Genomic DNA, 26,170 nt, shown 5'->3' on the forward strand with positions numbered 1-26,170 from the left:
CTCAGCACGCGCGTTTTGCGCTCCCGCTGCTCGCCCGTTCCGCGCTCCCGCTGCTCGCCGCGACCGCGGTCGGTCGCCCGCTAGGCTCGGCACACAGGCGAGAGGGCGACATGAGCGACGCGCGGCCCCCGGGCAACGGCCGGGTGACCATCAAGGAGGTCGCCGAGCGCGCCGGCGTCTCCCGCTCCACCTCGTCCCGTGCCCTCGCAGGCACCGGCTATGTCGCAGAGCCGGTCCGCCAACGCGTCCGCCGTGCCGCAGAGGAGCTCGGCTACGTCGTCGACGCGACCGCCCGCAGCCTCAAGCAGCGCTCCAGCCGGATCATCGGCGTGCTGGTCTCCGACCTGCGCAACGCCTTCTACGCCGATCTCGCCTATGGGGCGGGACGTCGTGCACGCGAGGCGGGATTCACCATGATGCTCGTCGACGACGGCGGTCGCGCCGACGAGGAGCTCGAGGCGGCGCACGCCTTCGTCGCATCCCGCGTGGCAGGGGTCATCGTCACGCCGGTGTCCGACGGGGCCGCCGAGTTCCTGAGGCGGCAGCACATGCCGCTCGTCGAGGTCGACCGGGTGTTCGGCAACGGCGACGCCGTGGTGATCGACAACCGCCATGCGGCACGCACCACCACCGAGCACCTGCTCAGCCTGGGACACCGTCGGATCGCGCTGGTGATCGACGAGACGGACTGGACGACGGGGCGCGAGCGCCGTCAGGGCTACGAGGACGCACTTGTCGCAGCCGGACTCGAGCTCGATCCCGAGCTCGTGGTGTCGGCCGGCTGGAATGCCGACGCGACGGAGCAGGTCGCCCGTTCGCTGCTCGCGGGTCCGGACCGGCCGAGCGCCGTGTTCGCGGCGAACAATCTGCTGGCGGAAGGCGTGTGGCGAGGAGCCATGGATCTCTCGCTCCGGCTGCCCGACGATCTCAGCCTGGTCGCCTTCGACGACGCGCCGTGGATGAGCATGGTCACCCCTGGCATCACCGCGGTCACCCAGGACGCCACCCGCCTGGGTGCGGAGGCGGTCGGTCGACTGCTCGACCGGATCGCCGATCCCACCTCGCCCGCCCGCGTCATCACCATCCCGGCCGGGTTCCAGCGTCGCCAGTCCACGAGCCGCCCCGCATCCTGAACGCTGGAGCGGGTCGCATGACGCTGGGGTGCCAGCGCGAGTGGCGGTGCGACCTCCCGCCCGGTCGACGGCAACGGGATTGCCGAACGGCTGATCTGTCCCTATAGTTCCGATGTGGTATCGATGCCACATCGGCATCCACACGGACGCCGCCGACGATCGCGCGGAGAAGGGATCGGCGATGCAATCCGTGCTCGCTCTCGACATCGGTGGCACCAAGCTCGCGACCGGGGTCGTCACCTCGGACGGATCCGTCCACGGGTTCACTGCCGTGCCGACGCGCCGAGACGAAGGCCCGGATGTGATCATCCCCCGCCTCTTCGAGCTCGGTCGCCAATCGATGCGCGCAGCCGAGCAGGCCGGTGTCTCCGCGCCGGAAGGCGTCGGCATCTCCTGTGGCGGACCGCTCGATGCGGCCGCCGGAGTGCTCGTCAATCCGCTGCACCTGCCGGGCTGGATCGATGTGCCCATCGTGGAGCTGGCGCAACGGGAGTTCGAGCTGCCTGCAGCACTCGAGAACGATGCGACCCTCGCCGCGCTGGCCGAGCACCGACACGGCGCCGCGGTAGGCGAGCGCTCGATGATCTACCTGACCATCTCGACGGGCATCGGCGGCGGGGCCGTGCTCGATGATCGCCTCTACCGCGGCGCTGCGGGCAACGGCGGCGAGTTCGGCCACATCACCGTCGTGCGTGGCGGCCGGCCCTGTCTCTGCGGGCGAAACGGCTGCCTCGAGGCGTACGCCTCGGGGACGTTCATCGGTGTTCGCGCGGATGAGGCGATCGCCTCGGGTCGCGCGACCTCTCTCACCTCGCCCGCGACGGCCGAGCAGGTCGCCCGCGCCGCCGCCTCGGGCGACGCACTCGCATCGGAGATCTGGGACGAGACGGTCGAGCTGCTCGGCCAGGCCATCACCGACTTCGTCAACATCATCGAACCCGATGTCGTGGTGCTCGGCGGAGGCGTCACGCGTTCCGGCGCCCAGCTGCTCGACCCGATCCGCCGCATCGTGCTGGCCGGAGCGATGCGCCCCGCCGCTGCCGCTGTGCGCGTAGAGCTCGCCGCCCTCGGCGACACGGTCTGCGTCGTCGGCGCCGGCGATCTGGCCCTGGACCTGCTCGCGGTGCACTGAGCGGGTCGAGCAGCACGCCTGGCGCCTCGAAACTGTCGGGTCGCCGATCAGGCTCCGGCGGAGCCCGATCCCCAGAGCGGATGCGCGAGCAGCACGAGCACGATCAGCACCAGGCCAGCACCGATGAGGATCACCTCGACGCGGGACACGCCTCCGTGCTGGCGCACACTCCCGACGACCCGCACAGCGCATCCGACCGCGATGATGCCGGCCCAGCCGAGGAGCACCCAGCCCCCGATCGCGGTGATCGCGAAGAGGGCATCCGACCCATCGCCCCCGACGATCAGGTCTGCGATGCCGAGGAGCAACGCGGCAGCGACGGCGAACCCGATCGCAACGAGCGGAGCTGCAATCGCGGGATGGCGAGACGTTCCCGCACTCGCCGGCACCGAGGGGTGGACCTGCTCCATGACGCGAAGCTAGCCTGCGTGACCCCTCGAGGCAATGGATCGAAGATTTCCGCCGGATGAATGACGGGAAACGAAGAAGGACCCCTGCACGTGGCAGAGGTCCTTCTCGATCTGTGCGCCCGAAGGGATTCGAACCCCCAACCTTCTGATCCGTAGTCAGATGCTCTATCCGTTGAGCTACGGGCGCAGGTCGTGCAAGGTGGCGAGACCTCACACGACTGAAGGCAGTTTCGCCACTTGAGGGCGGCGGAAACGCCTCAGATAGCGTAGCGCACTCGCCCGCCTTTGAAGAGCAGGGCCGCCATGGATGGAGTGACGGCCCGAGCGAAAGGACTCAGTTCTTCCTACCGGAGGATCGCCTGGAGGTTCGGCCGACGGTTCCGGATCGGCCGCGGCCTCCGCAGTGGATCGATGTCTGCGGGCGGCACCAGATACCGCTTGTCGCCCTGGCGCATGTACTCCCAGCCGCCCAGGTCGAACATCCGGTGATGGAAGGCGCAGAGCAGCAGGCCGTTGTCGAGGTCCGTCGGCCCACCGGCCGCCCAGCTGCGGATGTGCGCGGCCTGCACCTGCGAGAGCGGCGCAGTGCAGCCGTCGACCACGCACCCGCCGTCTCGGAGTGCCATGGCCCGTCGCTGAGCGCGGTTGAAGAGGCGGCTGCCCCTGCCGGCGAAGAGGATCTCGCCCTTCGAATCGAGCCCGATCGGGATGATCCGAGCGGTCGCTGCCAGACGAAGAGTGGTCGCGATGCTGATCGGCTCGTCGATGCCGAGGATGTATGCGGCTCCGGCGCCCTCCTGCAAGTCGCTGAGGTTGACCGCGACGAGCATGGTGGTGTCGACACCCGCCACCCGACTGTCGTCGGCGGCGATTCCGGCTCTGATCACTCCCATCAGAGCGTCGAGCCGCCGCTGCGGCAGGGTGCGAGTGTCGGCCATGGCGAGATCGTTGAACTCACCGTCGGCGACGAGCGCAGGCCGGGGCACCATCGAGCCCTGGATGGCAGCGTGGATGAAGCCGGAGTTCTCCGACGCGGTGTCGATGATGGTGCGCATCATGCCGTTGGGGCGAGCGAAGCTGCGCACGCCCTCGCGCTCGCGCTGCATCGCCTCGCTAGGTTCGATGCCCTCGGCGTCGATGAGGTCGGCCGCGTGCTGGCTGAAGGTACTGAACTCGCTGATCGGGTACGCCTCGGCCTTCTCGACGAGGTTCGCCTCCAACGCTGCCAGCTTCTCGACGGACAGGTGCCGCTCGGCGCGATCGAGGCAGACGAGTGCGAGCCGCGCGGAGGCGAGCGGGATGCGCCCCTCATCGACCGCGTCGCCAAGGAGAGGATGCAGCGACGGCAGTTCTTCGCCGGTCAGTGACGAGCGAGCACGGATGCCCATACCCACCTTGCCCAAAGAAGCGGCAGCGGGTTGCGGAAGACGTCCGACCGAGGCCACGAGCGCCGTTCCGCTGCGCTCGCCATACTGCTTGGCGAGCGGATCGACCGTGTCGCGGCTGGACCGGTAGCCGATCTCCCCGGCGACTCGCGCGGTGATGCCGTCGACGATGCGCGACAGCGAGGTCGCCGCCTGCAGCAGGGCGACGAGGCAGGACTTGTCCGCCGTGGTGAGCGCACGCGCCAGCGATTCGGGCTCATCGGCGACACCGAGAGTCTCTAGCTGGGAGAGGAGGGCAGAACTGCCCTCGAAGACGCGCCGGATGATCCATCCCCTTCACGGAGAGCACTCCTGAGGCGGAATGCGGAGCCCGGCACGAGCTAGCTCGATCATACCACAGATCAGAGAAGTATACGAACACGCATGGTGGATTATCCACAGAGTCTCGTACATGTGTACAACCGACCAAGCCCGTCCGCGCCGCTGTCCCGGCCCACCGCTCGCGTCTGCTTGAGTTGTCTCCGTGATACCCGCACCCACCGACAGCGGCGCGACGCCGCGCAGCCGGTGGAAGCTCCTCGCCTGGCTGGTGCCGGTCGTCGTGCTCGTCGTGGTGGCCGGTGTGCTCTTCGCGCGATTCCTTCGCGAGCAGCCGGCGCTGATCGACTTCCTCGCCGACTATCCCGGCCAGTCGGCACTGCCGCAGTCGGCGCCCGTCGGGATCCCGGCTTGGCTCGCCTGGCAGCACGGCCTCAACGCCTTCTTCCTGCTGTTCGTCGTGCGCTCCGGACTGCAGCTGCGCAGGAAGCAGCGGCCGGCCGCCTTCTTCCTCCGCACCAACACCGGTCTGCTGAAGACGAAGAATCCGCCGCGACGGATCGGCATCGAGCTATGGCTGCACCTCGTCGTCGACACCCTCTTCATCGCCAACGGCGTCGTCTATATCGTGCTGCTGTTCGCCACCGGCCAATGGGTGCGGCTGGTTCCCACTCGTTGGGACATCGTCCCGAACGCCTTCTCGGCCGCCCTGCAGTACGCGAGCCTCGACTGGCCGACCGAGAACGGCTGGGTCAACTACAACGCCCTTCAGGTGCTCTCGTACTTCGCGGTCGTCTTCCTGCTCGCGCCTGCCGCGATCGCGACCGGACTGCGCATGTCGCCCGCCTTCGTGAGGCGCGACATCCGCTGGTTCCCACTCGCCCCGGCGACGCGCGTGCACTGGTGGATCCTCGTGGCGTTCCTGGTGTTCACCGCCGTGCACGTATTCCTGGTGCTGGCGACAGGAGCACTGCGCAACCTCAACCACATCTACACGGCGACCGACAGCGACTCCCCGGCCGGCCTCATCGTGTTCGTCGCGACCGTCGTCGCGATGGTCGTCTCCGTCGTGCTGCTCAAGCCGCCGGTGCTCAAGGCGCTCGCCGGAACCATGGGCGCGGTCAAGTAGCGCGAGGCCCCGGCGCGTAGCTCAGCTGTCGTGCGACTCGAGCACCGAGTACTGCAGATGGACGACTCCGTTGCCGAAGCGGTGCTCTGCGGTGAGCTCCAGCGACAGCGCCAGATCATCCGGGAAGGCGGGATTGCCCGCTCCCACCACGACGGGCGAGACGAGGAGGTGGATCTCGTCCACTATGCCGGCGGCGAGCGCCAGCGCGGCGATCTCGGGTCCGCCGATCAGGATGTCGGTCGCTGAGGTCGCCTTGAGCTCGACGACGGCGGTCACATCGAACTCCTCGACGATGCGGGTGCGCGCGCTCTTCGGCTCCTGCAGCGTTCGGGAGTAGACGACCTTGTCTGCCCCCCGCCAGATCTCCGCGTAGTCGCGGATGACCTCGGGCTCTCGGGTGACATCCCAGGTCTCCCATGCCACCAGGACGTCGTACAGGCGGCGACCGTAGAGGTGAGTGCCGATCGGACGCTGGATCTCGTTGACGAAGCGATGCACCTCGTCGTCCGGCTCGCTCCAGTCGAATCGGCCCGCGGCGTCCGCCACATAGCCGTCGAGCGAGACGATGCTCGCGTAGATCAGTCGTCCCATGGGCCCACGCTACGCATGGAGCCGCTCCAGCGACAGAGCCGTACGGCGGCGAACGCAGCCCGGGGGTCAATGAGGAAAGTGCGAGCTCCCCTGTCGCGCAGGCACTCAGGCGACGCGGGTGGCGACCTGATCCGTGGTCAGCTGGCGACCGCCGCTCACGAACGCGATCCGCGCCGACTCGCCGGTCTCCGCGTCGACGAAGTCGACCAGTGGGCCCTTGCCGTTCGGGCGATAGCGCAGGCCCCACTCCCCCAGCGCCGCGAGCACGGGAGCGAGCGCTCGGCCGGCCTCCGTGATCACGTACTCGTCCCTGGTGCGCCCACCCTCCGGCTTGTAGGGGCGCCGTTCGAGCACGCCGCCGTCGACCAGGGAGTTGAGTCGAGCGGTGAGCACATCGCGCGGAGCTCCGAGCGCATCGAGGAACTCGCTGAAGCGAGTGCTCCCGAACATCGCCTCACGAACGACGAGGAGCGTCCACCGATCGCCCAGCGCATCGAGCGTGCGGGCGATGGGGCAGCGGCTGTCGGGACCTAGAGCGCTCATCTGAGAAGGATAGCTGAGTCCAGATCGCCAATCCAGTGCTATGTTCGTGTGCAGCTCAGTTGGTCATCCAAACGCAGGCCATCAGACACCGGGCTTCGAGAAGGAAGAGGAATCAGTCATGGCACTGTTCGATGGCGCAGTCGTAGTGGTCACCGGAGCGAACGGGGGGCTCGGCACCGAATTCGTCCGCCAGGCACTCGATCGAGGCGCGGCCAAGGTCTACGCGACCGCCCGCACCCCCAAGGAGTGGAACGATCCGCGCATCGTGCCGCTGGCCCTCGACGTCACAGACGCCGCGAGCGTTGCCGCAGCCGCCAATGCGGCGGAGGACGCGACCGTGCTCATCAACAACGCGGGCGTCGGAGGCGGCCACTCGGTGCTCGGCTCCGAGATGGCCGAGGTGCGCCGCGTATTCGAGACGAACTTCTTCGGCGCACTCGAGGTCGCGAAGGCATTCGCCCCGGTGATCCGTGCGAATGGCGGCGGAGCCATCGTCGACATCCACTCCGTGCTCAGCTGGATCGGACTGGCGGGTGCGTACAGCGCATCGAAGGCCGCGTTCTGGTCGCTCACGAACTCGCTCCGGCTGGAGCTCGCAGCGGACGGCATCCAGGTCGTGGGTGTGCACCTCGGCTACACGGACACCCCCATGACAGCGGGTGTCACCGACCCGAAGAACGATCCGGCGGATGTCGTCCGCGACACCCTCGACGGCATCGAGGCGGGCGAGCTCGAGATCCTCGCCGACCAGATCAGCCGTGACGTGAAGGCGGGCCTGTCCGCCCCGATCAGCGCCCTGTACCCGCAGCTCGCCGTTCGCTGATCCGATCGGGCACATCGGGATCGACGATCCGGATGTGCCCGAGCCGGTGCCCTAGACCGGGAGGGCGATCGGGTATTCCACATAGGCGAAGCGGTCGCTCGTCGGCGCCCAGCTGTTGACATTGATCGTGCCCTGACCGCCGAAGACACGGGCACGCGTGCGCGGCGCGGTCCAGTCGGCGCCCTCCACGAGTTCGAGCTCGACCTCGAGATCGGCGGGGTGCCCCCTCGTGCCCTGCGGGTATCGAAGGTAGACCGCGGTGCGCCCGTCGGGTGCCCAGTGCGGGAACCAGTTGACGCCGTCATCATCGGTCAGCTGCTCGAGCGAGCTGCCATCCGGCCGCATGCGCGCGATCTGGGCATGCCCGGACACCTCGCCGAACTGCTCGGTGTTGAAGTAGATCCACTCGCCGTCGGGCGAGTACTCGGGTCCGTCGGCCGGTGACTCGGTGTCGGTCAGCCGCCGGTCAGCACCTCCGGCCGCGGGTGTTGTGAAAATGTTCGCCCGCGCCCACATGTCGCCGCCTTCCGGTTCGACGCCCACATAGGCCAGCGTCTCTCCGTCGGGGCTGACCCCGTGCAGGAAGTGCAGCTCAGGAGGCCCGTCGCCGGTGACGCGGGTCACCGCTCCCCCGCGCAGCGATCCGCGGTAGATCTGCCCGTCGACGGCCGACAGGAAGACATCCTCGCCGTTCGGGTGGAGGACGTGATCGTTGTTGATGGGCGGGAGCCCCTCGAAGGGGATCTGGACGAGCAGGCGATCCTCGAGGTCGAGCCGCCAGAGCGCCCCGTTCCCGTTGACGATCAGCGCGCTCCCGTCGAGCGTCCAGTTGGGCGCCTCGATCAGCATGTCCGCCGACTCGAAGACCACCTCCGGATCGTGATCACTGAGATCGGCGATCCACAACCGGCTGATCTGACCCGGCCCGAGCTCTCGGTAGTCCATCGGTGACCCCCTGCGACGACGACGCGTCCATCCGCTGCGGGAGCTGGACGATCCAGCGGGACGACGGCGGCGCCCTCACGCTAGAGCGAGGAACTTGCCGTTGCCTGTCGATCCGGCATCCGCTCGATCGTCATCCCTGTGTGCGGCCGCTTCCGATGGCCGCTGTGCACCACTCACCGAACCAAGGAGGATGACCTCATGCGCTACACGATCCTGTTGCATTACCCCGAGATGATGGCTCAGGGCGAGCTCGACCAGGCTGCCATCGAGCAGGGACAGGCGGCCTTCACCAGGTACGCAACCGACCTCGACTCCGCCGGCGTGCTGATCTCTGCCGAGGTGCTCGCACCGACCAGCGCCACCACCACGCTCGTGAGCGTGGGCGAGGAGCTCCGCATCCAGGACGGCCCGTTCGCGGACACCAAGGAGAAGCTCGGCGGCATCTTCGTGATCGACGTCGGCGACCTCGACGCGGCTCTCGGCTGGGCCAAGCAGGCTCCCTCGGTGCAGTGGGGGCCGATCGAGGTGCGCCCGACCGGCACGTACTACGAGAACGGCGCGTGGACGAGCTGATCCCGGAAGGGACGGAGGGGGCCGGCGAGACGGCCGCCCCATCGTCCCTCGAGGTGCGGGCGGCGGCCGAACGCGCCGCTCGCACCTCGTACGGCCGCCTGGTCGCGCTTCTGGCCGCGCAGAGCCGCGACATCCTGCTCGCCGAAGACGCGCTGGCCGACGCGTTCGAGCAGGCGCTGCGCACCTGGGCGGTCGCGGGGGTTCCCGCCAATCCCGAGGCATGGCTGCTGACCGTTGCTCGACATCGACAGCTCGACGTGCTGCGCTCCGCGCCCGTCCGCACGTCCGCACCGCTCGAGGAGGGGAAGACCATGGCCTTCGACCTCGGCGCGATCGATGCCGACGCCATCCCCGACAAGCGGCTCGAGCTGCTCTTCGCCTGCGCGCACCCGGCCATCGCGGCCGATGTCCGCATCCCGCTCATGCTGCACACGGTGTTCGGGATCGAGGCCGCCTCGATCGCCGACGCGTTCGGCATCCCCGCCTCGACGATGGCCCAGCGCCTGGTCCGGGCAAAGCGGCGGGTGCGCGCGACAGGCATCTCGTTCGCCGTGCCGACACGGGCGGATATGCCCCAGCGGCTCGGCTTCGTGCTCGAGGCGATCTACGGCGTCTACACGATCGATTGGGAATCGCTGCCCGGCATCGACGGCCTCGCGGCCGAATCCCTCTATCTCGCCGTCACGGTCGCCGCGCTGCTCGAGACGGAGCCGGAGGCGTGGGGGCTCGCTGCGCTTCTCGCCCTGTCGTCGGCCCGGGCACCCGCCCGTTTCGTGGACGGCGCATTCGTGCCCTTCGATCAGCAGGATCCCCGCCGCTGGGATGCCACGCTCATCCGGGAGGGCGAGGCATATCTGCGCCGCGCGCACGGGATGGGCCAGCCGCTCGGCCGGTTCCAGCTCGAGGCCGCCATCCAGTCGGTGCACTGCGATCGACGGCGCACCGGCAGCACTGATCGGGAGGCACTGCTTCGCCTCTACCGCGCGCTCGTGTCCGTGGCTCCCACGGAGGGAGCCCGACGGGCACTGGAGGCTGTCGAGGCGACCCCGTCGGATCTGCTGCAGGAATGAGGAAAGGCCGCAGAATCAGACAGATTCTGCGGCCTTTCCCAAGTGCGGAGACGAAGGGATTTGAACCCTTGGAACCCTCAAAGGGTTCTCCACCTTAGCAGGGTGGTGCACTCGACCGGACTATGCGACGTCTCCTCGACCCCCGCAACTATAGCCGAATCGAGGCCGGGAGCCGGGCAGGCGCCGCCCACCCGCAGGCGCGGGAAGGACGGCGCCAGAGCCTCACTGGTCGTCGAGCGTGCGGCCCACCGTGCACCGGGCCTCGGCAGCCGTCTGACCCAGCACATCATCCGGTAGCTCCGCGACGGCCGGCGTCGACGCTGCGGGATCCGGTTCGACGGGTGCGGCCGAATCGGTCGGGGCAGGCACCGCGTTGGGGTCCACCACCGAGCCTCGGCCCTCGTCGGTCGACGTCAGGCCGACGGCCTGGTCGGTGGAGAGGGCCGTGAACAGTGCGTCGGCGGATTCCGTGTTGGGCTCGAGGCCGCCGTCGGCCTCGACGGTCGGATACTGCACGAAGACGATCTGGGAGAGATCGATCGGCTGGAGTGCCTTCGCGATCTGCACCAGGTTGTCGATGTTGAGGCTGTCGGAGAACACCATGTTGCTCACGGCGGCCTTCGCCAGTCCGTAGAGCTTGCTCACGTCGGTGAGCGTGTCGGCGCTCTTCACCTTGCGCACCAGGGCGGAGAGGAAGACCTGCTGCGAGCTGATGCGCGTGACGTCGGATCCGTCGCCGACGCCATATCTCGTGCGGAGGAACTTGAGTGCGTCGACGCCCTGCAGCTCATGCGTGCCGGCGTCGAGGTAGAGCTCCGTGTGGGTGTCCTCGATGGGGGCGGCCACACAGACGGGCACTCCGCCGACGGCGTTCGACATCTCGATGACGCCGTCGAACTTGATCTCGGCCGCGAACGGGATGGTGAGTCCCGTGAGCTGTTCCACCGTGAGAACCGTGCAGGCGAGGCCGCCGTAGGACAGCGTGGTGTTGATCTTCTGCGACTCCATCGCGTCGAAGGTTCCGCCCTCAGGGTCGGGGCACTCCGGGATGGGCACAAAGGTGTCGCGGGGGAAGCTCACGACCGTCGCACTCGTGTGGTCCTGCGAGATGTGCAGGAGCATCGTGACGTCGTTGAGCTCGCTCTCCGGATCCTCGCCATAGCTGTAGGTGGAGTCGGCACGACTGTCGCTGCCCACGAGGAGCATGTTCACGCCGCCCTCGATGGCGCTGATCTCGGGCACGGGTCCCGCGGCGGGGCCGGTGCCGAGATGGACGGTCTGGATGGAACGGCTGAGGTCCCACGCCGCGATGGCGACGATGGAGACGGTGCTGGCCACCGCGATGGCGACGAGCAGGGCGAGACCCTTGCCGATGAGCTTCATGGCGCTGGGACGCGGCAGCTGCCCATGACGGGCGAGCGGGCGGGGCTGCGCGTCGCCGCGGCGATTCGTCGTCGACAACGTGAGCTCCTTTCGGTCTGGACCCGCGCGAGGGCAGGTGGGTGCGTGCCATCGATTGTGCGGTGCGATCGCGGATGTCTTGGGAAAACGCGCGGGGGTGACGCACATTTGGCCTTGCGATCGCGGGGCCGCCCGGGGTAGGGCGAACGCACGCTCACGATAAACTCTGGATCGGCGCTTCGGCTGGATTGCTCAGCGGAAGCCCAGGAGGGCTGTCCGAGCGGCCGATGGAGCCAGTCTTGAAAACTGGTGGGCAGAAATGTCTCTAGGGTTCGAATCCCTAGCCCTCCGCCACGAGTTTATGCACGTAATACCTGATCAGGTGCTAGTTGGCTTAGTTGAGATTGACCGAATTTCCGCTCCGTGCCCACATTCTGCCCACATCTGTAGAAATAAGCAGGTGATCGAGGCGGCCCGCAACCTCGTCTAGGTCGTCCTCGAACAGGTCGGCGTACACGTCGAGCGTCATACTCGCGGACGCGTGTCCGAGCATCCGCTGGACTGCTTTGACGTTGGCGCCCGAGCTCACCGCAAGACTCGCGGCCGTATGCCGGAGGTCATGAAGAGTCATTCGAGGAAGGCCGGCACGCTTGACCGCGACGCCGAACCATCCCGCGTCAGTCTTTGCCCGGCGTAGGTAGGAGCCGCTAGCGCCCGCAAACACGAGATCTTCGCGCGCTTTGCCCTCGCAAGCTTTGGCGAGGGCAGGCGCCAGGGTCGCGGGAAAGGGAACCGATCGCCTCTTGTGAGACTTCGGGGTGCCTACCTCGATCCGGTTGTTCACTTCAACAGCATTGGTGGTGACATTTGCTCGCCGCCGCAACATGTCGAGATCCTTAACCCGCAGCGCCACGGCCTCGCCCCACCGCAGCCCCGTATACGCCAGTACCAGGAGCAGAGTGCCGTGATCGCCGGCCGCGACTGACAGGTCGCTAACCTGCTGGGGTGTTAGGTATGCGTGGGGCTTGGTGACCTTGCGGGGAAGGTTCACTCCCCTGGCGGAGTTGGACAGAATTCGCCGGTCTTTCACAGCGCCATCCATGATCGATGCGAGCACACCGTAGGCGCGGATGACTGTAGTGGCGCCACGCTTGGCGGACATATCCATCACCCAGGACTGCACATCGCTATGGCGGACATCCGCGACGGGGACCGTTGACCACCGCGGCTCGACGTAGAGACGCCAGGCGACCTCCAGTGGAAGCAGAGACGACGGCTTCAGGTGCCCCTGATGTTTGAGCCAGACCGGCCCAAGCACGCCGATTTGCGCTCGAGCAGCGGTTCCATCAATGAACTCACCCCGTGCCTTCGCAACCTCAACGGACGAGAGGAAGAGCTCCGCTTCTCTCTTCGTCTTGAAGCCGCGTTTGTCAGTCTGAGCGTTGTCGGGTTTGCGATATCGGACTCGGTACCGCTTGCCTTCGGTAGTGGCGTAACTGCTGACGGTTCCCATCCGGACCTACTCTCTAGAGACGCATTGCGCGCACCCGGCCGGCAAACGGCTTGCGGGCCGGCTCAATCAGTCGCTTTGGCCTGCGCCGGCTTCAGGTCGCCCCAGTTGCGCTCATGCACGACCACTCCGTGACGCCGTAAGAGGAGAGCGGTTCGCTGGAAGCGCCGTTCGACCACTGCCAGCTCGGCGGCAACCTCTTCGTCGTCGCGCCCCTGAAGGAACCGGCCGCGCACGTTTGAGCCCGACAGCGTGTCGAGGTCCGACTGGTAATCATCAACCAGCGCAGAGATCACAGAATGGCGTTCCGTCGCCGGTGACTCAGCGAACGGCTCTCGTCCATCAATCCAGCGCATCACCTTGGCAACTGGAGCCTCCGAGCCGAAGGGGGCGGGCGTGTCGCCGGGGAAGGAGACGCCGGCATTCTCGAACGGCTTCTCCACATCGAGCAGCAAGGCGCTCGGAGGCAGTCGCAATGCCATGCAGATGGAGATAAATTGCGTCACCGTGAGGTCCTCGCGGCGCCCCGTCTCGACATTGGCGATTGTGGACCTACTCACCGCACCATCTGTCTGTTCGGACAACTGCTGAGCACTCCACCCATTGAGCCGACGATAGCGCGCGATACGATCACCCAGCCCAGGTGCCGGCATCTGTGTCACCTAGTCACAATAACCCGACCCACCACTTCACACAATCACCCCTCACCCCTAGGTTGGCTCGTGTCGCATCAACTGAACGGAGACACGATGAGCCATCAGGATCCCCTCCTCACCGCAAAGGAGGCGTCTACCTACTGCCGGATGACTGTGGGACAGCTCGCCCAACTTCGCTACCTGGGCAGAGGCCCAGACTTCCTGAATCCGACGCCGCGAACTATCCTCTACCGGCAAAGCACGCTGGACGATTGGTTGAACGATTCCAGGCGTTCCAAAACAGCCAGCCGCGCGTGAGATCACGGATAGGTCGAACGCGCAAGGACGCGCCCAGCGAGGTGAATCGAGCGACCAACCGCCTACTCGAGAGCACGTGATGAGCGGAGCGCGAGGAGAATCCATCCACTGGCACACCTTCGCGCTTTACCATACGAGTCGTTAGACGCGGTTCCTTCTCCCTGTCGACTTGCACTCGTTCAAAGCCGGTCGATCCAGGTATCTTCCTCTCGGTCAGCCCAGGCGTTGCCTGTACGTTGCCGCCCAGCCGTCTCGAGCCGACGATGCAGCCCGATGATGAGGGCTTGCGCTGTCCGCTCGTTCATATTGTTCACGGACACGATTCGATGACCTGTCACCTCCTCAACGATGTCGAACTGATCCCGGGCTCCGCTCACGCCCAACCGAGCAAAAGCATCGCGAATCACCTGCCGTTGTGAGTCGCTCATCGCCCTTGGTCCAGCAACACTCTTTGGTGCGCCCGTATCAAACAGCGAAACCTCATCACTCATTGACCACTCCTAATCGTGGATGTTCGCCACGGATCCCTTGGAGCAACTCTGGCCGAACGGTCTCCCGTTGCAGCCAATGGGGTCGACCGGTGCGGTCAGGGCTCCCGCTCGTTAGGTCCGGACGCTAGCAACCCATCGTCGGCGCCTCGCGCCGACGACCGCGTAGGGACGTCTTCGCTCTCCGCATCCCGATCGCAAATGTTCGAACCTGCTTGACCTCGACTAGGACGCGCCAGGCGCGGGAATGGCCGCTTGGTACAAAGTTGGAAGCACAGCGGGTAGCCCTTCGCGCATCAGGTACATGGCATGACGTTGTTGCACATCAGTTATGTACGGCGGTAGCAATCGGCCCAAGCGATAATCCAGTATCTTGTCGAGCGTCACAATTTCTAAAGTCTTGAACGGGAATCGGTACCCGCGTCCATTGTGCAGGACATCGATCCATGCTGAATTGGGCGTCAACAACCTTCCCTCACGCAACTTGCGCGAATCGTCTGCCGCAACATCCTCGGGCTTACCGCGAAGGAGGTACATCCGGATCTTATTGTTTTTCAACCTGCCAATTACCGTATCGCAAGCTGGCGTGAGGTTCAGCCAGACGGTTTCCGCATCTTGCTGCGGATCCCATGGACCGAAGAAGTCCCCCGGCATAACGGTAAAGGAATGCAGGGCCTCCGTGGCCAAGACCATCCGCCGATGAATGACCTCCCGGCGAGAAGCGCTATCGACCGCGAGCTTCTTTCCTTCAATCGAGGCCAAGTCAAACTCTCTGGGGTTTACGCGATGGCGCAGGTTGCCATACAGCGCATCTACCAGTTCGTCACCGACATTTGTTCCGCCATCTTCGGCAATCTCCGTCAGATAGATGAGCCAATCGTCACCCGCGGCGTCAAGGTCCGTGAACATCTTATTCTTCGCGGACTGGTACTGCCCTTCCCAGGTACGCAGTGTCGACAAAACCGGACTTTCCTCCACCAGCCTCTCCAGTCGGGGAAGTAGGTCACCATCGTCCTTCTGCAAAACCTGGACGCGTCTTCCTATCGTCTGCACGGGAAAGTCGGGGGTCTCGCGAAGCGCGCGCTGAATAGCATCGGGTTCTTCTTGACTAACTATGAAAACTGGACAAAAGTATGTATCCAGAAGCTTCATTATGAAACGTATGAGGGCAGCCTCGGTAGACTCTTTCACCGAATCGGGAATGCTAAGTTCCCCTAGTCCGGCCTCGTGGTCATTGAGCTTCCAATCCAGGACTACGAGTGCGAGGCCGTCCCAGTGTTCGAGGTGTTCGAGTGGAGGGACGTTGTCGTAGGCGGCAATTGGCCGCCCCTGAGCCTTAAGCGCATCGTAAAACGCCTTTGCATGGCCCCCAAGGTCGTAATCGTCGTCAACAAAGACTACCGAGCCTTCAAGAATGGACAATGTCGTCCTCAGCTACTCCAAATCGCACTACAAAGGTAGCGCCCGGGAGTTCCCTCGCGTCGCCAGTATGCTCTAAATTCAACGCGAATCCACTGCGTAGGCCGTTTTCTCGCGCGATATAGAGCCCGAGCCCCTTTCCCTCTTCGCCTTTTCCTGAATAGAACGGCTCAAAGATGTAGGGCTGATCGTCCTCTTTTATTCCCGGCCCGTTGTCCGTCAGCACCAGCCTCGTGTCATCGATCGTGAACGCGCGAATAACTCGTTGCACTCCCGGCGGCATCAGCTTAGATGTCGACCAGTAGGTGGCGTTATCTACCAAATTGATAAGCAACTGCAGGATCGCCGCTTCGGTCGACTTCGCGCTCAGCTTCGCATCCTCGTCGATCTCGAACTGAATGCCCTTTTCAAGATGCAAGCGAGCATAGATGGATCTGACCCGCCTGACTGCTTGCACAACGTCGATTGTCTTTGGCCTCTGACGCGTGGAGACGAAAAGCCCCTGGACGTCTCGGAACCGGGCTGATATAAATTCGAGTCGCCCCACGAGTTGTTTTGCCATCGCGAAGACCGTCGAGTTTACGAGGTCCATCAACTGAAGTTCGCTTACTATCTGGCGTCCAGACCGCAGTGCCTCCGTGCCCGCCAAGATGAGATCATGGGACGCGGTCTCAACAGAGAGTCCGACGCCCGCTAATTGTTCAGTTCGGCTCAGTCGCGTGGCGAAGAGCTCACGTTCGGCAGCAAGAGATTTCTCTAGTTCACCCAAATGGCGAGTCGCAGCCTTCGGTAGGTTAGTTTCATTGCGAAGCGCTTGCACATGTACATCTATCCGATGGTCCTGCAAGTCGCGACGCTTTGCTCGCCCCTTCGCATCCAGATGTGGCTGATACTGTTTTCGGAGATATCGCAGAACAGTCTTAACGAGCGCTTTGAAGTCTTCAATGGCATCACCAGCATCGATGAGGCCTTCCCGACTGGTCTTATCTCGCAGTTGAGGATTGAATTGCTGCGTGATCTCTATAAACCCGACTGTCTGATCGTTGCTCAGGGTTCGCCCGGCGGACTCAACTCCCCTGTCAACGTCTATTTCCAACCAATCGTCGTCGGCATCACCGTACGGGTACACCCGAATTCCATCTCTGTAGAGGTAAATTCGGTGGTCCGTAATGACTTTCCGTTGATCGGCATCCAGGAAATATTGAGCCGGAGCGTCCGGTGCGCGATCGAAAACATAAAACTCAAATTTGAACGATCCACATTGCGGCTGAGGAATCTGATCGACGGAGGATAGTCCAGTACCGCTATTGAGGAAGCGATCCTTGAACGGCTTCAGGGCCCGTACCTCAGCATCGTCGATGCTTAGCGAGATGTTTCGTCCATTGACCTCTAATGCGAATTCACGACTTGCAGCATCGAAGCGTCCGTGGCGTACCTTGAGGACAGCACGTTCTAGGGCCGTTCGCAAATCCTCATTGCGTTGCTTCCCGTACTGAAGATCAACCCCATCTCTCAGGAAGACAACTTCGAAATCAGGCTTCAGCGCGGCTTCTTCGCCCGTGCTCCACATGAGCGGTTGAAGCCTCGCCAGATCATCATAAGCGCCCTCGACTAGTCGCTTGCTCCATTTGGATCGAGGGCGAGAAATTGTTAGCTGGGTTCCATGGGCTGAAGTCCGACTGCCTTCAAACACCATCGGCGTGCCGACATCTAGGAGAGCCGGAACGTCCTCTAAGAATAGATCAATCGCAACGGAATTGTCGCCGCTGGCGTCTTCATCCAGAGCTGAGATGTCGACTACCAGTGTCGTTTCGTTTGCAGCTCCACGGGCTCGCGTGATCAGTGTCACCTCGCTGCCGAGCTTGAAAGTCGCAAATCTACCAATGCCCTTCTCGCCCTGGAGCACACGCCCGAGGGTGGTCTTGGGCTCGTGAATTTTAAGCAACTTCTTGCTCGGGGTCGCGGGATTCATCCACGCTGTGCGCACCAGATGTTCTGTCATCCCGACACCGTTATCGGTGAGAACAATGCGTGCGCCCGGCTGGGGCACGAAGTCTTCGGCGAAGCCGCGAAAGTCGACGGACACGCGCGTGGCATCTGCATCGAATGAATTCTTCACCAGCTCAACCAGCGCGACGCGGTCGTTCTTGATGAGCTGCTCACCGAGCATTGTCAGCAGGCGCGCGTGCGCCCGGAATCCGATTTCTTCTGCCACGGCTACTTGACCATCGTTAGAACGACTTCATCTCGCATCCGCTTCGTGAGGCTGGAACCCGCATTCGTATTGATCGCCATGTAGCGGCTGCTTGCTGGGATTGGACGCTCTCTGCGCGCGCTGAGGCTAAACCCAGCGTGTTCCATGGCGGTACGAGCAATCACGTCATTCTTGATGTAGTTGCCGCGCAGTGTTGAATTGCCGACAACGAGGACCGCCTTGCCTCCAGGTGCCACCTTCGCCCCGAGTTGGCCTGCGAAGCCTATGCAGTCATGCGCGAACCTTTCGAGCATGGGTCGCCGCAGCGCTGCAGGGTCCACCGCCTCTGATTCGATGACGTCCACGATGGCCGCCACTGCGTCGGACGCGTCCTCCTCTAGGCCGCGCTCAGCACCGATACTCGTGCCCCTGCGCTTCCGCAGATCCCCAATTGTGTGTCCAAACCACACGAGAGCCAATTTATGACCGCGAAGGTAGTCAAGGGCATTTAGGTACGGGGGGGACGTTACCGTCAGGTCGACGGACCCGTCCTCCAAACCCTCCAGATTGCGGGCGTCGCCAATATGGACCTGACCCGTCCCGTTTAGGGGGCGACCTTCGAGCATCCTCACCAATTGCTTGACTGAGCGTCGGAACCCGTCGTAGACGTCATAGTCCGATTCCAGGCGAACTCGATGAGGCCGACTGTGCGAAGTGTCCTGCGCAAGCGAAGCTTGCGAACTCTTAGTCACGATGATGCGACTGACTGCGAGGCGTAACGTGAGGCGGATCCCTTCGTCCTCTTCAGCTGAGATAGCGCTCGTGAGGTCGATGAGTTGACGCTGCTGCATGGCGGCAAACCAGTACTCGACAAAATTCTGCGTTTCCGCATCATCGCCCCAGGGCTGAATGCCAACGGCCGCCTGAGCGGCTGCGATCGCCGCCGAGGCTGACTGCGAAAGTCGAGCCGTGTCGATTTTCGTCACTGCGAGCGTGGACATCATCACAGCAAGGGGATCAATGTCGACCCCGACCGCATGGTGCCCTCGTTCCAGCGCAGCCGACAGGACGGTACCGGACCCGCACATGGGGTCAAGAACGACGAGCCGACGGTCCTCCTGAGATGGAATTGCGTCTAGGGCGATGTCGGGGGCCATGCGAGCCGGGAACGGATGGATAGTGCGCGCGCTCATCCTGCCTACCTTGCTTGGCTGTTTACAGTCGCCGCCATCCTGCCAGCTACGAGCCCCTTGCCGCACGCGCGCCGCGAAATACGCGACGCACGTTGGCTCCGACAGCAGGACCCCGCCCCCATGGCAGGTCGTCAGCTGCTGCTCGATTTTTAGTATCGCATCACACGTCGCGCAGGTTACCTCGTCGCAGTGGTCCTCCAGCGCACGACGTGAGACGTAGAGGCGCCTAACGTCATCAGCTGGCCTGGACAGTGCGCTGGGGTCGCCACTACCGTCTTCTTGTCCTCGCAACGAGCACGGGGGTCGAGCTCGCAGTCACAAAGACTCCTCACGCTCGGTTCCTCCTCCCTGGCCCTGACCCTCGGTGAAGGCTGCAGGCAAGTCGGGACTCGGCGATAGAAGGGCGATGACTTGTTTGAGGCCGATGTGCTCCGCGTGATGATCGCCTCGCCGTCAGACGTCGCAGAGGCACGAGATGCCGTCGAACACGCCATTGCCGCGTGGAATGTCAAGCACGCTCAGCGACGTCGGCGCGTGTTGCTTCCCTGGCGATGGGAAACCTCCTCGGTCCCCGGCCTCGCAGCACCCGCGCAGGCACTACTTGATGAGCAAGGCGTTGACCAGGCGGATATGATGATCGCGCTCATGAGCAGTCGCCTCGGGTCTCCGACCGCGAATGCGGTCTCGGGAACAGTAGAGGAAATAGAGCGCGCCCGGTCACGAGGCATCCCCGTGCATCTTTACTTCTCGAGCGCCCCGCTGCCATCTGATGTCGACATCGACCAACTAAAAGGTGTCCGAGAATTCAAGCGACAGATTCGAGACCAGGGACTTTTTGCGGAGTTCAATGATCTCTCGAAGCTTCAAGAAGATGTTGATCGCGCCTTGACCTACGACGTTGATCTCTTTGAGAGGCAAACGGCCGACTCCTACTACAATGTTGACACTGACCGATTCTATGAACTGCACGAGACTCATTGGTCTTTTGCCCGGTCAGCCGTCTCAACGTCGGTGTGGAGCGCGCGCCACGAACTGAGGCGACGCTTCACCAGCCGCAGCGAGGCAGGGCTCGAACGTTTCACCATTTCGATTAGTCGAGAGACTGACCTACAGGTGGCCTTCGGCGGAGAAAATGTTCCTTCCTACGCGCTACTACCCGATTCCGTTCGGTCAGATGGGGAGGGCTTACACCTGCGTCCACCACACAAGGCGGCTGGGGGAGCGTTCGCCCAGGATGTTGTTATGGAGCCTCCGCTAGACAGCGGGGCATCCGCTGACCTTCATATAGAAGGCGAGGTGCCTTCGTTCAAGTTTGCCACTAGAGACCTCTTAGAGCCGGCTACGCGAAACTCGAAGCTCGGGCTCCGCGACTGGGATTACATTTCGCTCACCATTAACTACCCAGTCGCCAGGCTCATCTATACGGCGTTCTTCCCGGCTTATTTGGAAGCGGACGTAATTGGCGTCCGGGTCGGTCGCGGCGCAATAGATGCCGCCGAGGGTGCCAGGTTGCGGCGAGAAGGTCACGCGTGGATTCGCCAGACCGTTCAGGACGGAGTCGAAGGGGTGGAGCTCGGACTGGACGTACCAAAGCCTCACCTGAAGTGGACCTATCGCCTGTGCTGGCGCCCCCCGAGGTGAAAAAGGGAGATGGAGCACGTGGCGATGGTCATGTCCCGAGAGTCATCGAACTGCGTGGCTTCTATGGGGCCCCATGACTAAGGTCAACCAACTTCGACTGGCCGTGGGCGATGCGGAAGCGACTCAGTCCCTTCGTTGCGATCCATCGATTTCGCGAATGGGCCCTCCGGGCTTAGCAAGACGGCCATGTGGTAGTCGGCATGGTCTCGCCACCATGTACTCATTCCTAGCGGACCGTCTAGACGCAGGTGCTCCCACGAGCGCCAAAGCGCCTCGAGTCGACTAACTGCTTCCGGGTAGTTCCACCAATCAGCAGCCCAGCGGTGCTGAGCAACGTTCTGCGGTCCGACCCGTCGTGCGTACATGTATCTCAGCCGCTCAGCAACGAAGTCGTCGACGCTCGCGAAGACCATCTGGCCCGCCGTCGCAGCCTCGGCCTGATCTGTCGGTTCGACGTCGCGCCAATCATCGAGGTCTTCGTCCGTCATTCCGGTTCATCCTCCTACCGACGGTTGCGCCTCAGCGAGCGCAGCGCGGATGGCGGCCGCGTGGGGCCCAGACATCCAGGGTTCGGTCTCCACAAGCACGGCCGGCGTGCCCGAGGCGATAACGACTGCCCGACCGCGAGGAAGTGCAGCGAGATCAGCGATGTCCAGAATCCTCGCGTGCCCCTGTGTCCGTGACACCGATTGGCCGCCTCTCCCCGAACTCACCGTGTGGCTATCCCGCTCGTAGTCACCAATCATCTGCGATAGCTCCGACAAGAACTCTGGCTCCTTCACGCCGCCGCCGTAGATAGCGACGTTGGATGCCGACCAGAGCGTCCTCATGCCATCGCGTCCCCACACATCTACGCCCTGGGACCAAGACTGGAGGATCGTGATGAGGACGATGCCTCGGGAGCCGTAGTGGCTGTAGAGCGCCGGAAGCTCGCGCCAACGACAGACGTTCGCCGCTTCGTCGAGCACTCCCAGCAGTGGAACGCGCAGGCGTCCGCCAGGCGAGCGAACCGCGAGTTGCTCGGCTGCCTCAATCGTGGCCGCGGTGAGAGCCGTGACGAGAGGTCCAGCCGTTCCCTTCCCCTCGCGCGACAGGCTGTAGAGGGTGTCGCGGCTGCCGACGAAGGACGCTGGATCGAACTGAGGACGTAGATCGACTCCGTCTTCGCCCTGCGGCGTCACCCATGCGGCAATCGACTTGATCTTGAGGCAGGCGGCCATCTGGCTTGCAGTGCCGTAGACCGAGTCGCGCCTGCGCGGCTCGCCGTAGACCTGGCTGGCTACTGCGTCGGCCATCTGGAGGTAGCCGTTGCGCCGAAGGATTCCGACCGGCACGTCATCGCCAGGCTGGGTCGTCCAGGTGAATACGTCTGTGACTGGGCGCTTGTCGACGGCGGCCGCCAGCAAGAAGCCGGCCAATAGATCCTGCCCAGCGGCGTCGAAGTAAGCGTCAGTGCGCGCATCCGCTGAGCGACTGCCCGATGCGAAATGCTCGGCGAGCTTCGCCGCTTGCAGGTCGTTCGTCACGTAGCTCAAGGGATTCCACCACCAGTCCGGCGGCTGAAGGGCGACCTGCTGCGGGTCGAATGCCCATACGCGCCCCCGCTCGGCCCGGAACGCTCGGGTCGTGTCGAGAACGTCCCGCTTGTTGGACGTTGTGATTACGGCTCCCGGGGCGGACAGGATGGCCGGCACGACGAGGCTTGTCGACTTACCGGTTCGGGGTCCTGCGATGGTCGTCACCATGTCCTCTGGCGAGGCGTACAACCGCTTTCGGCCGTGCACAGTCAGTCCGATTGGAACGCCCACCCAGTCAGTCACTCCGAGCTGGGTAGCGGTGCGTCTCGCACCAGTCTCAGTGAGCGCATCGATCACGCGTCCGCGGCCCATCTGCACTGCGGCGCGGTCGATCATTCGGCGCCCCCGACGAAGGGTGCCGAGAGCCTTGAACACCAGGAGACCTGCTCCTATAAGAAAAAGGACCACGCCGATGACGATCCAGGTCGACTGCGCCGGCCACCTGTAGCTGCCGCGCAACGATCCGAAGAAGACATCGAAGGGGTCGCGCGGCAAATTGGGATTGACCTCCGCGAGCGCGGAGCCCGTGGTCACCGCGAACCACACCACCACGATCGCGAACGCGGCGAGGCCCGCAGCGATACCGACCGCCCAGGTTCCTGCGTCGACTCCTAAACCTCGCCGTGTCGCGCTCACGCCACGTCCTCCCCCGAGGTCGATCCACTCGCGGCGCCCGCAGTTGGTAAGGGCGGAACTGCCATGGGACGCCACGCCTTGTTGGTGTCGTTGACAGCGAGCTCGCGTTGAACGAGTTCGACCTTCACTGGGATGCCGGGATGGCCGCCGACTTTGATCAGGAACTTGCCCCGTCCTGGCGGTTCGGTCTCCCGCCCAGCGACGGGATCCCACGCTGGCGGATCCTGCCACGAAGCGAGCAACTCCTGCTCGGCACGAGACAGCGCCACTGCGGAGGTGAGCATCGGCATCTCCGCAGCGGGCAGACCACCGGCGACGACCATGCCCGCACGCTCGACGAACCCCTTGGCCTTCATGCGGTCCTCTTCCGCGAGCGCGAGGAGATCGCTCATAGTGTGCGAGATCATCGCGAGGCCGACGCCGCGCTGCCGGTTGAGCCGAGTGAGCGCATCGACGCGATCTACCATTCCGCGGCCAGCCCGCAGGGCGCGCCAGAGCTCGTCGAGAATGACGAGATAGTGCCGTCGAGGCTCGAGCCCCGCATCGGCGAGTGCGTTCGCGACGTTGACCGTTCCGAACCCCGCCGACCAGCAGGCGAGAAGTATCGCGGCCTGAAGATCGACATCTGTGTCATCGATGGATGACACGTCGTAGACCACTGGGCGATCGCGCATCATCGGAACGTCCGTGGGATGAGCGAACGTTTCTCCCAATCGTCCGCCTGAAGTGAGCGAGATGAGAGACGCCTCGAGGTCTTCGGTGATCTGGTTGTAGCGGGTGCGGTCTCCTCGGTCGAGCGCCACCGCCCGCACCTCGGGGGGAGCATCCCGGAGAACCTGAAGCAGATCCCCGAGGACCGGCACTCCGTTGTGGTGTTCGTCGAGCACCTTGAGGGCCGCGTCAAGGATCGACTCCTCCCGATCGGTCGGCGGCTGCTTTCGAAGGATGGTGAGGAGAGCGGAGACCATCGTGTGACGGCGCGCATGCGCATCGGCGAGGACCTGCTGGCGCTCTGTTTCCTTTCCCGCCAAACGCAGTCGTTCTGCAGCCTGGGTTGCTTCGCCGGGATCGAGGATGTTCAGGTGTCCGCGCCCTCGGCCGAGGGTTATGACCTGACCTCCCAGCGCCGCGATGAGATCGACGTAGTCGGGCTTTAGGTCACCGAGCACGAGCGGAAGATTGCCCATGCCCGCTCCACCGGCTGCCATCCGACGGATGAGCGTCGACTTGCCCAGCCCGGGAAGGCCGAGGACGAAGACCGATGGGTTCGAGATGAGGTTTGCGTCTTGGAACCAGGAGATCGGATCGGCGCAGACCGTGGCGCCCGTGAACAGCTGAAGACCTATCGGCACGCCGACCATCGGTGTCCCGGTGCCGACCGCGAACGGCCACAGCCCGCAGACCTGCACGGTTGTCCCGCGCCATTCACGAGCGGGCTGGATGACCCGCGCTGTGCCCTTCCCGCGACCGAACCACCCTCGCGGCCCGGGGCGACGCGGCGGCACTGCCTGCTTGGTCGGAGTCGATCTCGCCTTTGGCTGCTCCGTCGCCGACTTCTTCGGCTTTCGGCTTCCTGGTTCCAGTGCGGGCATGAAGGGCCTCGTTTCACATCTGGTCGCGCACGGCGCCAGGGATCTGGAGATGCTTGGGCAGGACGATTCCGAGAGGTAAGGCTGCGGCGAACGCCGAGTCCTGCGAGCCATGAACGACTCGAAGTCGTAAGCGCGCGGTGGCGGCGAGGTTGTCGATCGCGGCCGCCGCGTCTGCTCGCTGGGCCGGCTCGAGAACTGTCGCCGTGACGAGCAAGCCGAAGTTGACGAGACCGGCACCACCGGCCTCTTCAGTCGCAGTCGCAATCGCTGACCGCGCCTGCCCCATGTTCCGCGCAGTCGGCTTGTTCGAGGTCGTGAGGTTGAACGACGCCGCTCGCACGTCAGCCTCGACGATCGCGGCCGCGCGAGCAGGATCGATTGGCCGGTAAAGAAGAGTGACTCGCTTGCGAATGATGTCTCGGTGCGGAGCCAGCAGGCGAGACAAGACGCTCGAGGGGACATTTCCGCGGGGAGCGCCGCTCATCATCCAGGTGACCGAAAGACCTGAGTCGTGCCGGTAATGATCCCAAGCGGTCTCATGCGCCGTTGGGCCCACCTCCGCCCAGTAGAGCTCGGGTGGTTCTCCGAGTGAGTTCGCTTCGTCGATCGCTGTTGCAGCCGCAGGATCGTACGCGGTGCGGATCACCTCGCAGAGTTCCTGCGCGGAAAGCGGGCGAGCAGCTCCTGCACCTGTCGCGCCGAGGCCGCGCGTGAGGCCGGGAAGTCGACTGGCTAGTTCTCGACCTACCTCGTCCGCACTCCTCTTACGGCCTCCCGCGCGAGAAGTCGCGGCGAAGGTGACGGCCACGTATGCCTTGATGGTGGCCGAGCCCTCGGGATATCGATCGACGATCTCCTCGAGGAGCTCACGCGCGAAGTCAGGGGCGTCGTCCGCGATCTGCGCTCGCACCTGTCGACGTAGGCGAGTTCCGGAGTCGGGCGCGGTCTCGATCGTGACGGACGCTGCCTCGACACCAGGCTCTTCTCCTAGTGACGCGAGCCAATGGCCCCAGTCTGCAACCCAGACATCAATCTGCTCGCGATCGACCAGCGCCGCACCATCGGGTTCGGTGCCGATAACGACGGTGTAGTCGGACGTAGTCGTCATCTGCAACAGTGCGAACGGACGGTCGTAGCTGTCGCGAAACTCGCGAAGCTTGCTGCCTGCCGCGAGTCCGGGGATCTGGGTCGTACCCCACTCGGCCAACCCGAGCGGGCCCGATCGATAAATGTATGCACCCGATCGTTTGGTGAGCGCCCAGAAGAGCAGGTTTGACAACCGAATGAGAAGGGATTGACCGTGCTTATCGCGGACGGCGACACCCAGCAGAACCAGTGCGAACACGACTGCTGTCGCCGAGCCGGCGATGAGACCGCCAGCCATGACCGAGAGCACAGTCGCCCCGGCGCCGACGAACAGGATGGCGGTGCCCAGCGAGCCAAGTCCGAGTAAGCCCGCCGACTTGGGGCTGACCCAGTTCCCGTAGCTTCGCTGTGATGACTCAGCCGACATT

At 64.3% G+C, this 26,170-nt stretch carries 23 protein-coding genes and 3 tRNA genes; 8 read left to right on the forward strand and 18 right to left on the reverse strand.

Annotated elements, in window-relative coordinates:
- Nucleotides 1–110: 110 nt before the first annotated feature.
- Nucleotides 111–1,133, forward strand: a complete 1,023-nt coding sequence (locus E6C64_RS11110) for a LacI family DNA-binding transcriptional regulator (protein ID WP_136427602.1) — start codon at nt 111–113, stop codon at nt 1,131–1,133.
- 112 nt (nt 1,134–1,245) lie between these two features.
- On the forward strand, nt 1,246–2,265 hold the full coding sequence (locus E6C64_RS11115) for an ROK family protein (protein WP_136427603.1): 1,020 nt from the start codon (nt 1,246–1,248) through the stop codon (nt 2,263–2,265).
- 47 nt (nt 2,266–2,312) lie between these two features.
- On the opposite strand, the gene E6C64_RS11120 is transcribed toward E6C64_RS11115, so the two are convergent.
- The 3 genes from E6C64_RS11120 to E6C64_RS11130 all read right to left on the reverse strand — a co-directional run bounded on the left by E6C64_RS11120 (nt 2,313) and on the right by E6C64_RS11130 (nt 4,387).
- The gene (locus E6C64_RS11120; RefSeq protein ID WP_136427604.1) at nt 2,313–2,675 is read right to left on the reverse strand and encodes a hypothetical protein; all 363 of its coding nucleotides are present in this window, start codon (nt 2,673–2,675) and stop codon (nt 2,313–2,315) included.
- A gap of 114 nt (nt 2,676–2,789) precedes the next feature.
- Nucleotides 2,790–2,862 (reverse strand) — tRNA-Arg (locus tag E6C64_RS11125).
- A 157-nt stretch (nt 2,863–3,019) separates the two neighbouring features.
- Nucleotides 3,020–4,387 (reverse strand): DUF222 domain-containing protein, encoded by a 1,368-nt coding sequence (locus E6C64_RS11130; RefSeq protein WP_332908235.1) that lies wholly within the window; start codon nt 4,385–4,387, stop codon nt 3,020–3,022.
- A 196-nt stretch (nt 4,388–4,583) separates the two neighbouring features.
- On the opposite strand from E6C64_RS11130, the gene E6C64_RS11135 reads away from it, so the two are divergent.
- A complete protein-coding gene (locus tag E6C64_RS11135; protein WP_332908231.1) occupies nt 4,584–5,507 on the forward strand; it encodes a cytochrome b/b6 domain-containing protein in 924 nt (307 codons plus the stop codon).
- 21 nt (nt 5,508–5,528) lie between these two features.
- Here the strand turns inward: E6C64_RS11135 and E6C64_RS11140 are convergent, their stop codons facing one another.
- On the reverse strand, nt 5,529–6,098 hold the full coding sequence (locus E6C64_RS11140) for a dihydrofolate reductase family protein (protein ID WP_136427606.1): 570 nt from the start codon (nt 6,096–6,098) through the stop codon (nt 5,529–5,531).
- Between the two features lie 105 nt (nt 6,099–6,203).
- Nucleotides 6,204–6,641, reverse strand: coding sequence for a winged helix-turn-helix transcriptional regulator (locus tag E6C64_RS11145; RefSeq protein ID WP_136427607.1), 438 nt, complete (start codon nt 6,639–6,641; stop codon nt 6,204–6,206).
- A 118-nt stretch (nt 6,642–6,759) separates the two neighbouring features.
- Between E6C64_RS11145 and E6C64_RS11150 the strand changes: the two genes are divergently transcribed.
- Nucleotides 6,760–7,464 carry an SDR family oxidoreductase gene (locus E6C64_RS11150; protein ID WP_136427608.1) on the forward strand — a complete coding sequence of 235 codons (705 nt, stop codon included), beginning with the start codon at nt 6,760–6,762 and terminating at the stop codon, nt 7,462–7,464.
- 51 nt (nt 7,465–7,515) lie between these two features.
- Here the strand turns inward: E6C64_RS11150 and E6C64_RS11155 are convergent, their stop codons facing one another.
- On the reverse strand, nt 7,516–8,409 hold the full coding sequence (locus E6C64_RS11155; RefSeq protein WP_136427609.1) for a TolB family protein: 894 nt from the start codon (nt 8,407–8,409) through the stop codon (nt 7,516–7,518).
- Between the two features lie 198 nt (nt 8,410–8,607).
- Here E6C64_RS11155 and E6C64_RS11160 point away from each other — a divergent pair, with 198 nt between their 5' ends.
- Nucleotides 8,608–8,982 carry a YciI family protein gene (locus tag E6C64_RS11160; RefSeq protein WP_136427610.1) on the forward strand — a complete coding sequence of 125 codons (375 nt, stop codon included), beginning with the start codon at nt 8,608–8,610 and terminating at the stop codon, nt 8,980–8,982.
- On the forward strand, nt 8,970–10,052 hold the full coding sequence (locus E6C64_RS11165; protein WP_233255590.1) for an RNA polymerase sigma factor: 1,083 nt from the start codon (nt 8,970–8,972) through the stop codon (nt 10,050–10,052). Before E6C64_RS11160 ends, E6C64_RS11165 begins: the two co-directional genes overlap by 13 nt.
- Nucleotides 10,053–10,097: 45 nt before the next feature.
- Here the strand turns inward: E6C64_RS11165 and E6C64_RS11170 are convergent.
- Nucleotides 10,098–10,187 (reverse strand) — tRNA-Ser (locus E6C64_RS11170).
- An 87-nt stretch (nt 10,188–10,274) separates the two neighbouring features.
- Nucleotides 10,275–11,513, reverse strand: a complete 1,239-nt coding sequence (locus E6C64_RS11175) for an LCP family protein (protein ID WP_233255591.1) — start codon at nt 11,511–11,513, stop codon at nt 10,275–10,277.
- A gap of 206 nt (nt 11,514–11,719) precedes the next feature.
- On the opposite strand from E6C64_RS11175, the gene E6C64_RS11180 reads away from it, so the two are divergent.
- Nucleotides 11,720–11,807 (forward strand) — tRNA-Ser (locus E6C64_RS11180).
- Nucleotides 11,808–11,847: 40 nt separating this feature from the next.
- Here the strand turns inward: E6C64_RS11180 and E6C64_RS11185 are convergent.
- From E6C64_RS11185 to E6C64_RS11210, 6 genes are all read right to left on the reverse strand, one after another.
- Nucleotides 11,848–12,966: a site-specific integrase gene (locus E6C64_RS11185; protein WP_136427612.1), complete on the reverse strand. Its 1,119-nt coding sequence runs from the start codon at nt 12,964–12,966 to the stop codon at nt 11,848–11,850.
- 62 nt (nt 12,967–13,028) lie between these two features.
- Entirely contained in the window at nt 13,029–13,616 is a 588-nt protein-coding gene (locus tag E6C64_RS11190) for a helix-turn-helix domain-containing protein (RefSeq protein ID WP_233255672.1), read from the reverse strand.
- Nucleotides 13,617–14,095: 479 nt separating this feature from the next.
- A complete protein-coding gene (locus E6C64_RS11195; RefSeq protein ID WP_136427614.1) occupies nt 14,096–14,407 on the reverse strand; it encodes a hypothetical protein in 312 nt (103 codons plus the stop codon).
- 222 nt (nt 14,408–14,629) lie between these two features.
- Nucleotides 14,630–15,826: a hypothetical protein gene (locus E6C64_RS11200; protein WP_136427615.1), complete on the reverse strand. Its 1,197-nt coding sequence runs from the start codon at nt 15,824–15,826 to the stop codon at nt 14,630–14,632.
- Nucleotides 15,813–18,038 carry an ATP-binding protein gene (locus E6C64_RS11205; protein WP_136427616.1) on the reverse strand — a complete coding sequence of 742 codons (2,226 nt, stop codon included), beginning with the start codon at nt 18,036–18,038 and terminating at the stop codon, nt 15,813–15,815. Before E6C64_RS11205 ends, E6C64_RS11200 begins: the two co-directional genes overlap by 14 nt.
- Nucleotides 18,039–18,040: 2 nt before the next feature.
- Nucleotides 18,041–19,210, reverse strand: a complete 1,170-nt coding sequence (locus E6C64_RS11210; protein ID WP_136427617.1) for a TRM11 family methyltransferase — start codon at nt 19,208–19,210, stop codon at nt 18,041–18,043.
- A 411-nt stretch (nt 19,211–19,621) separates the two neighbouring features.
- Here E6C64_RS11210 and E6C64_RS11215 point away from each other — a divergent pair, with 411 nt between their 5' ends.
- On the forward strand, nt 19,622–20,851 hold the full coding sequence (locus tag E6C64_RS11215) for a DUF4062 domain-containing protein (protein ID WP_136427618.1): 1,230 nt from the start codon (nt 19,622–19,624) through the stop codon (nt 20,849–20,851).
- An 83-nt stretch (nt 20,852–20,934) separates the two neighbouring features.
- Here the strand turns inward: E6C64_RS11215 and E6C64_RS11220 are convergent, their stop codons facing one another.
- From E6C64_RS11220 to E6C64_RS11235, 4 genes are read right to left on the reverse strand one after another with little or no spacing between them, the layout of a single operon-like run.
- Nucleotides 20,935–21,339 carry a DUF4913 domain-containing protein gene (locus E6C64_RS11220; protein ID WP_136427619.1) on the reverse strand — a complete coding sequence of 135 codons (405 nt, stop codon included), beginning with the start codon at nt 21,337–21,339 and terminating at the stop codon, nt 20,935–20,937.
- Nucleotides 21,340–21,345: 6 nt separating this feature from the next.
- Entirely contained in the window at nt 21,346–23,064 is a 1,719-nt protein-coding gene (locus E6C64_RS11225) for a type IV secretory system conjugative DNA transfer family protein (protein ID WP_136427620.1), read from the reverse strand.
- On the reverse strand, nt 23,061–24,656 hold the full coding sequence (locus E6C64_RS11230) for a putative type IV secretion/conjugal transfer ATPase (RefSeq protein ID WP_233255592.1): 1,596 nt from the start codon (nt 24,654–24,656) through the stop codon (nt 23,061–23,063). The genes E6C64_RS11225 and E6C64_RS11230 overlap by 4 nt, the downstream gene beginning before the upstream one ends.
- A 13-nt stretch (nt 24,657–24,669) precedes the next feature.
- Nucleotides 24,670–26,169, reverse strand: a complete 1,500-nt coding sequence (locus tag E6C64_RS11235) for an SCO6880 family protein (protein ID WP_199241023.1) — start codon at nt 26,167–26,169, stop codon at nt 24,670–24,672.
- Nucleotide 26,170 lies beyond the last annotated feature (1 nt).

Origin of the sequence: Naasia lichenicola (genome assembly GCF_004801885.1) — a bacterium.
GTDB lineage: Bacteria > Actinomycetota > Actinomycetes > Actinomycetales > Microbacteriaceae > Naasia > Naasia lichenicola.